The sequence below is a fragment of the Cellulomonas sp. A375-1 genome (genome assembly GCF_001040865.1).
GTDB classification, from domain to species: Bacteria; Actinomycetota; Actinomycetes; order Actinomycetales; family Cellulomonadaceae; genus Cellulomonas; species Cellulomonas gelida.
In genome coordinates this window covers 65626-70734 of sequence record NZ_LFKW01000116.1, presented here as the reverse complement: position 1 = coordinate 70734, position 5109 = coordinate 65626, and the positions used below count along the sequence as shown (strand labels likewise).

The window sequence follows — 5109 nt, the reverse complement described above, 5'->3', positions numbered from 1 at the left end:
AGACCTGCTCAGGGACGTCGACGTGGCCCGTCGGGGTGCTCATGCGCCGGTCAGCGGTCGTCCTCGTGCACGTCGGGCGTCTCGACGAGCGACTTGCGCAGGAACGCGTACGTGAGGTCGCCCGCGGTCTGGTCGTGCTGGTGCTCGTAGCCGTGCTTGGCGTACAGCGCGATGTTCTGCACCGAGTCGCGGCCCGTGAAGACCCAGACCTCCTCGATGCCGTCGGGCAGGTACGGCAGGATCGCGAGCAGGAGCTGCGTGCCGAAGCCCTTGCCCTGCAGGTCGGGCGCCACGGCGAACCGGCCGAGCGTCGCCTTCTTGTTCTCGATCAGCACCCGGATCGAGCCGACGAGCCGGTGGCCGTCCCACCCGCCGAGCGTCACGACGTCGTCGCGCTGCAGGTCCGCGACCAGCTCCTCGATCGTCTGGGTGAGCGGCGGGATGTTCGGGTCGCCGTACTGCTGCGCCTCGGTGACGAACGCGGCGCGGCGCAGCGTGAGCAGCTCACCGGCTTCGTCGGTGGTCACCTGGCGGATGTCGAGGTCGGCCGTCATACGACCCATCGTGTCAGCCGCGCGGCGTGGCGCACTACTCTCGGACCTCGTGTCCCACACTGCGAGCCCGACCACGCCCGGCGAGACCCACTGGGTCCTGACGCTCTCGTGCCCCGACCGCCCGGGGATCGTCCACGCCGTCGCGGGGCTGCTCGCGGACCACGGCGGGAACATCACCGAGTCGCAGCAGTTCGGCGACCCGCTGACCGGGCTGTTCTTCATGCGCGTGCAGGTCACCTCCGCCGTGACGTACGACGAGCTCGCGGGTGCGCTCGACCGCATCGCCGGCTCGTTCGACATGACGTGGTCGCTCGACGTCGCGGGCCGCCCCGTGCGCACCCTCGTCATGGGCTCGACCGCGGCGCACTGCCTCAACGACCTCGCGTTCCGCCAGCGGTCCGAGAAGCTGCCGGTCGACCTCGTCGCGGTCGTCTCCAACCACACCGTGCTCGAACCGCTCGCGCAGTTCTACGGCATCGGGTTCCACCACGTGCCCGTGACCGCCGCGACCAAGGCCGAGGCCGAGGCCCGGCTCCTGGAGCTGGTCGACGAGCTCGACGTCGAGCTCGTCGTGCTCGCGCGTTACATGCAGATCCTGTCCGACGACCTGTGCCGCCAGCTCGCGGGCCGTGTCATCAACATCCACCACTCGTTCCTGCCCTCGTTCAAGGGCGCGCGCCCGTACGCCCAGGCGCACGACCGTGGCGTCAAGCTCATCGGCGCGACCGCCCACTACGTCACGGGCGACCTCGACGAGGGCCCGATCATCGAGCAGGACGTCGAGCGGGTGGACCACACACGCTCGGTCGACGACCTCGTCGCGCTCGGGCAGGACGTCGAGCGCCGGGCCCTGGCCCGCGCCGTGCGCTGGCACGCCGAGCACCGCGTGCTGCTCGACGGCCACCGCACCATCGTCTTCCGCTGACCCACCCCGCCGCGCTCGGCGGGGACCAGCGCTCACCCGGGTGGAATCTCCCGGCACGCGAGGAGGATCCCGACGAATGGGGTCGACGTCGTCGACAGTTCCGAGCACCATCGGCGGAACCTCGTCGGAAGGACACCTGCCGTGTACCGCCTCCCCCGCCGTCCCGTCGCCGTGCTCGCCGGTCTGCTCGTCGCCGCTCCACTGGCGCTGGTCGGGCCCGCCGCTCAGGCCACGGACGCCTCTCCCGCCGGCAAGTCCTGCTCGGTGAGCGTCTCGGACTCCAAGCCCAAGCAGTACTCGACCGTCACCGTGCGGGTCTCGGCCGCCGGCAAGAAGGCCACGGTGACCACCAAGGCGAAGTACAAGACGACGACCAACACGAAGACCACCAAGGCCACGGCCGAGGGTCGCGCGTCGGTGACGTACTCCATCGGCCGGGCGACCAAGGGCTACAAGGTGAAGGTCACCGTGACGACGTCGTCGGGCCGCACCTGCGCGACCTCCTTCACCCCACGCTGAGCCGCCCCGGGGACGGTGTCGGTGGCCGTCGCTAGCGTGGCGGCATGGCTCGCGCTCCCCTTCCTCGCCTCTCTTCCGACGACGTCGTCGTGCACTCCGCGGTGGGACGGTTCGAGGACTTCGCGCAGGTCGTCGGGGTGAAGAAGCCCGGCGGCCACGGCTGCTGGTGCACCGCCTACCGCGACTCGCGCGTGTCGAACGACGACCGCCCGGCGTACATGCGCGACGAGTGCTCGAGCGAGCCCGGTCCCGGCGTGATCGCGTACGTCGACGGCGCGCCCGCGGGCTGGTGCTCGGTCGCGCCGCGCAGCACGTACCGGCGCCTCATGCACTCACGGACGCTCCCGTTCGTCGACGAGCGCGACGCGTGGAGCGTCGTGTGCTTCGTCGTGCGCGGTGGCTATCGCGGGCGCGGGATGATGCTCCCGCTGCTCGAGGGCGCCGTCGCGCACGCCGCGGCGCACGGCGCGGAGGTCGTCGAGGGGTATCCGGTGCAGGTGGACGCCGGCGAGCGCGTCGACGTCATCTCGGGCTACGTCGGCACGTCGAGGCTGTTCGAGCGCGCAGGGTTCCACGTCGCGGCGCCGACCACCGGCCGCAGCGGCGGGCGGCCGCGGGTCGTGGTGCGCAGGGAGCTCGCCTGACACGGCGGCCCGTCGTGGATCATCCGTCGCGCAGCTCGGCGAGCCGCGCCGGACCGTCGTCCAGCGCGGTGTCGTCGAGCTCGACGACCTTGTCCCGGCTGGTGGCGCCCGTGACGAGGTCGACGTGCCGGCGGCGGACACCGAACGCGTCGGCGACCGCCGCGAGCGCGGCCTCTGTCGCGGCACCGTCGACAGCGCGCGCGGAGACCGCGACGACGAGCGCGCCTCCGTAGGCCCCGCCGACCCGCGTGCGGGAGGCCCCGGGCTTCACTCGGATCGCGACCCGCACGGCTCAGACCCGGCCTCGGGCGGCGTGCACCACGTCAGACGAGGCCGAGCGCGCGCACCGCCTCGCGCTCCTCGACGAGCTCGGCGACCGACGCCTCCAGCCGCGCGCGCGAGTCGGCGTCGAGCTCGAGGCCCGGCACGATCGACCACTGCGTGCCGTCCGAGGTCACCGGGAACGACGAGATGAGTCCCTCGGGCACCCCGTAGGAGCCGTCGGAGACGACGCCGGCGGACGTCCAGTCGTCGTCGGGCGTCCCGTCGACCCAGGTGCGGACGTGGTCGATGGCCGCGTTGGCGGCGGACGCGGCCGACGACGCGCCACGGGCCTCGATGATCGCGGCGCCGCGCTTGGCGACGGTCGGGATGAACGTGTCGCTCACCCAGGCAGCGTCGACCAGGTCGGTGGCCGGCGCGCCGTCCACCGTCGCGCGCGTCAGGTCGGGGAACTGCGTCGCGGAGTGGTTGCCCCAGATGGTCAGGTGCCGGATCCGGTCGACCGGCTTGCCGGCGCGGGCCGCGAGCTGCGCGAGCGCGCGGTTGTGGTCGAGCCGCGTCATGGCTGTGAACCGGTCCGCGGGGACGTCGGGCGCGTGGGACGCGGCGATGAAGGCGTTGGTGTTCGCGGGGTTCCCGACGACGAGCACCTTGATGTCCGCCGCCGCGCCCGCGTTGATCGCCGCGCCCTGCGGGCCGAAGATCCCGCCGTTCGCCGAGAGCAGGTCGCCGCGCTCCATGCCCGCGGTGCGGGGACGTGCGCCCACGAGCAGGCCGACGTTCGCGCCGTCGAACGCGGGGCGCGCGTCGTCGAAGATGTCGATGCCCGCGAGCAGCGGGAACGCGCAGTCGTCGAGCTCCATCGCGGTGCCCTCGGCGGCGCGCACCGCCTGCGGCACCTCGAGCAGGCGCAGGCGCACCGGGGTGTCCGGGCCGAGGAGCTGACCCGACGCGATCCGGAACAGCAAGGCGTAGCCGATCTGGCCGGCGGCGCCGGTCACCGTGACGACGGCGGGAGTGGTCGGGGAGTCGAGCTGGGCAGACACGGGAGGGCTCCTTCGATCGGCCGTCGGTGCAGGTCCCGCCACGCTGCGGGACTGCACCGAACCTATCGCGCGAGGTGCCACGCGGCGCTCGGTCACGACCGCGCGCCGCCGGTGCGCCGTGCCGCTCGTGCTGGTCCTCGCGCTCCTCGTCGGGACGCGACTCGTGGGCGAAACGGTTCGTCGTGCTGCCCGCGCTTGTCGGACGTGCCGCCGACGACGAACGTGCCGAGCAGGGCCGCGCGCGGGCCGGCCCACCCCAGATCGGAAGGTCCCCATGACGACGACGTCCTTGTCCCGGCCCTTGCGTGCCCGACTCGCCCCCCTGCTCACTGCGGTGCTGACCGGGCTCGGCCTGCTCGTCGCCGCGACTGTCGTGGCCGCACCTGCGCAGGCCGCCTCGCTCGTGCAGGTCACCAGCTTCGGCGCGAACCCCGGCCAGCTCGGGATGTACCTCTACGTCCCCGACAACGTCCCGGCCCGGGCGCCCGTGCTCGTGGTGTCGCACTACTGCACCGGCTCGGCGCAGGCGATGTTCAACGGGAGCCAGTTCGACGAGCTCGCCAACCGGTACGGGTACATCGTCGTCTACCCGCAGGCGAACCGGCCGGGCCAGTGCTTCGACGTCTCGTCGTCCCAGGCCCTGACGCACGGCGGCGCGAGCGACCCGACGAGCATCGCGAACATGGTCGCCTACGTGCAGCAGCGCTACTCCACCGACCCGAGCCGCGTGTACGCCACGGGCGTCTCGTCGGGTGCGATGACCACGCAGGTGCTGCTCGCGACCTACCCGGACGTCTTCGCCGCGGGCTCGGCGTTCGCGGGAGTCCCCGCGACGTGCTTCTCGACGAGCTCTCCCCCGCCCGGCTCGTCGAGCCAGGCGCCGTGGAACAGCCAGTGCTCGCAGGGGCAGATCAGCCGCACGGCCCAGCAGTGGGGTGACCTCGCACGCGCCGCCTACCCCGGCTACAGCGGCCCCCGGCCTCGGGTCCAGCTGTGGCACGGCACGCAGGACACGACGCTCGCCTACGCGAACCACGGCGAGGCGATCAAGCAGTGGACGAACGTGCTGGGGGTGTCCGGGACGCCGTCGTCGACGGTCGTGAACGGCTCGATCACCCGCACCCGGTACGGCGGCACCG

7 protein-coding genes are annotated in these 5109 nt (G+C 72.7%); 4 read left to right on the top strand and 3 right to left on the bottom strand.

Going from position 1 to position 5109, the window contains the following annotated elements:
• Positions 1–50: 50 nt before the first annotated feature.
• Positions 51–563, bottom strand: coding sequence for a GNAT family N-acetyltransferase (locus CWIS_RS12230; protein WP_048343565.1), 513 nt, complete (start codon positions 561–563; stop codon positions 51–53).
• A gap of 40 nt (positions 564–603) precedes the next feature.
• Between CWIS_RS12230 and purU the strand changes: the two genes are divergently transcribed.
• From purU to CWIS_RS12215, 3 genes are all read left to right on the top strand, one after another.
• A complete protein-coding gene (gene purU, locus CWIS_RS12225) occupies positions 604–1479 on the top strand; it encodes a formyltetrahydrofolate deformylase (RefSeq protein ID WP_048343610.1) in 876 nt (291 codons plus the stop codon).
• Positions 1480–1620: 141 nt separating this feature from the next.
• Positions 1621–1998: a hypothetical protein gene (locus CWIS_RS12220; protein WP_053071706.1), complete on the top strand. Its 378-nt coding sequence runs from the start codon at positions 1621–1623 to the stop codon at positions 1996–1998.
• Positions 1999–2042: 44 nt separating this feature from the next.
• Positions 2043–2642 carry a GNAT family N-acetyltransferase gene (locus tag CWIS_RS12215; RefSeq protein WP_048343564.1) on the top strand — a complete coding sequence of 200 codons (600 nt, stop codon included), beginning with the start codon at positions 2043–2045 and terminating at the stop codon, positions 2640–2642.
• A 19-nt stretch (positions 2643–2661) separates the two neighbouring features.
• On the opposite strand, the gene CWIS_RS12210 is transcribed toward CWIS_RS12215, so the two are convergent.
• Positions 2662–2931, bottom strand: a complete 270-nt coding sequence (locus tag CWIS_RS12210) for a DUF167 domain-containing protein (RefSeq protein ID WP_048343563.1) — start codon at positions 2929–2931, stop codon at positions 2662–2664.
• Between the two features lie 34 nt (positions 2932–2965).
• Positions 2966–3970, bottom strand: a complete 1005-nt coding sequence (locus tag CWIS_RS12205; protein WP_048343562.1) for a malate dehydrogenase — start codon at positions 3968–3970, stop codon at positions 2966–2968.
• Positions 3971–4244: 274 nt separating this feature from the next.
• Here CWIS_RS12205 and CWIS_RS19490 point away from each other — a divergent pair.
• Positions 4245–5109: PHB depolymerase family esterase (locus CWIS_RS19490; RefSeq protein WP_048343614.1), on the top strand; the 865-nt coding region annotated here is incomplete at its 3' end.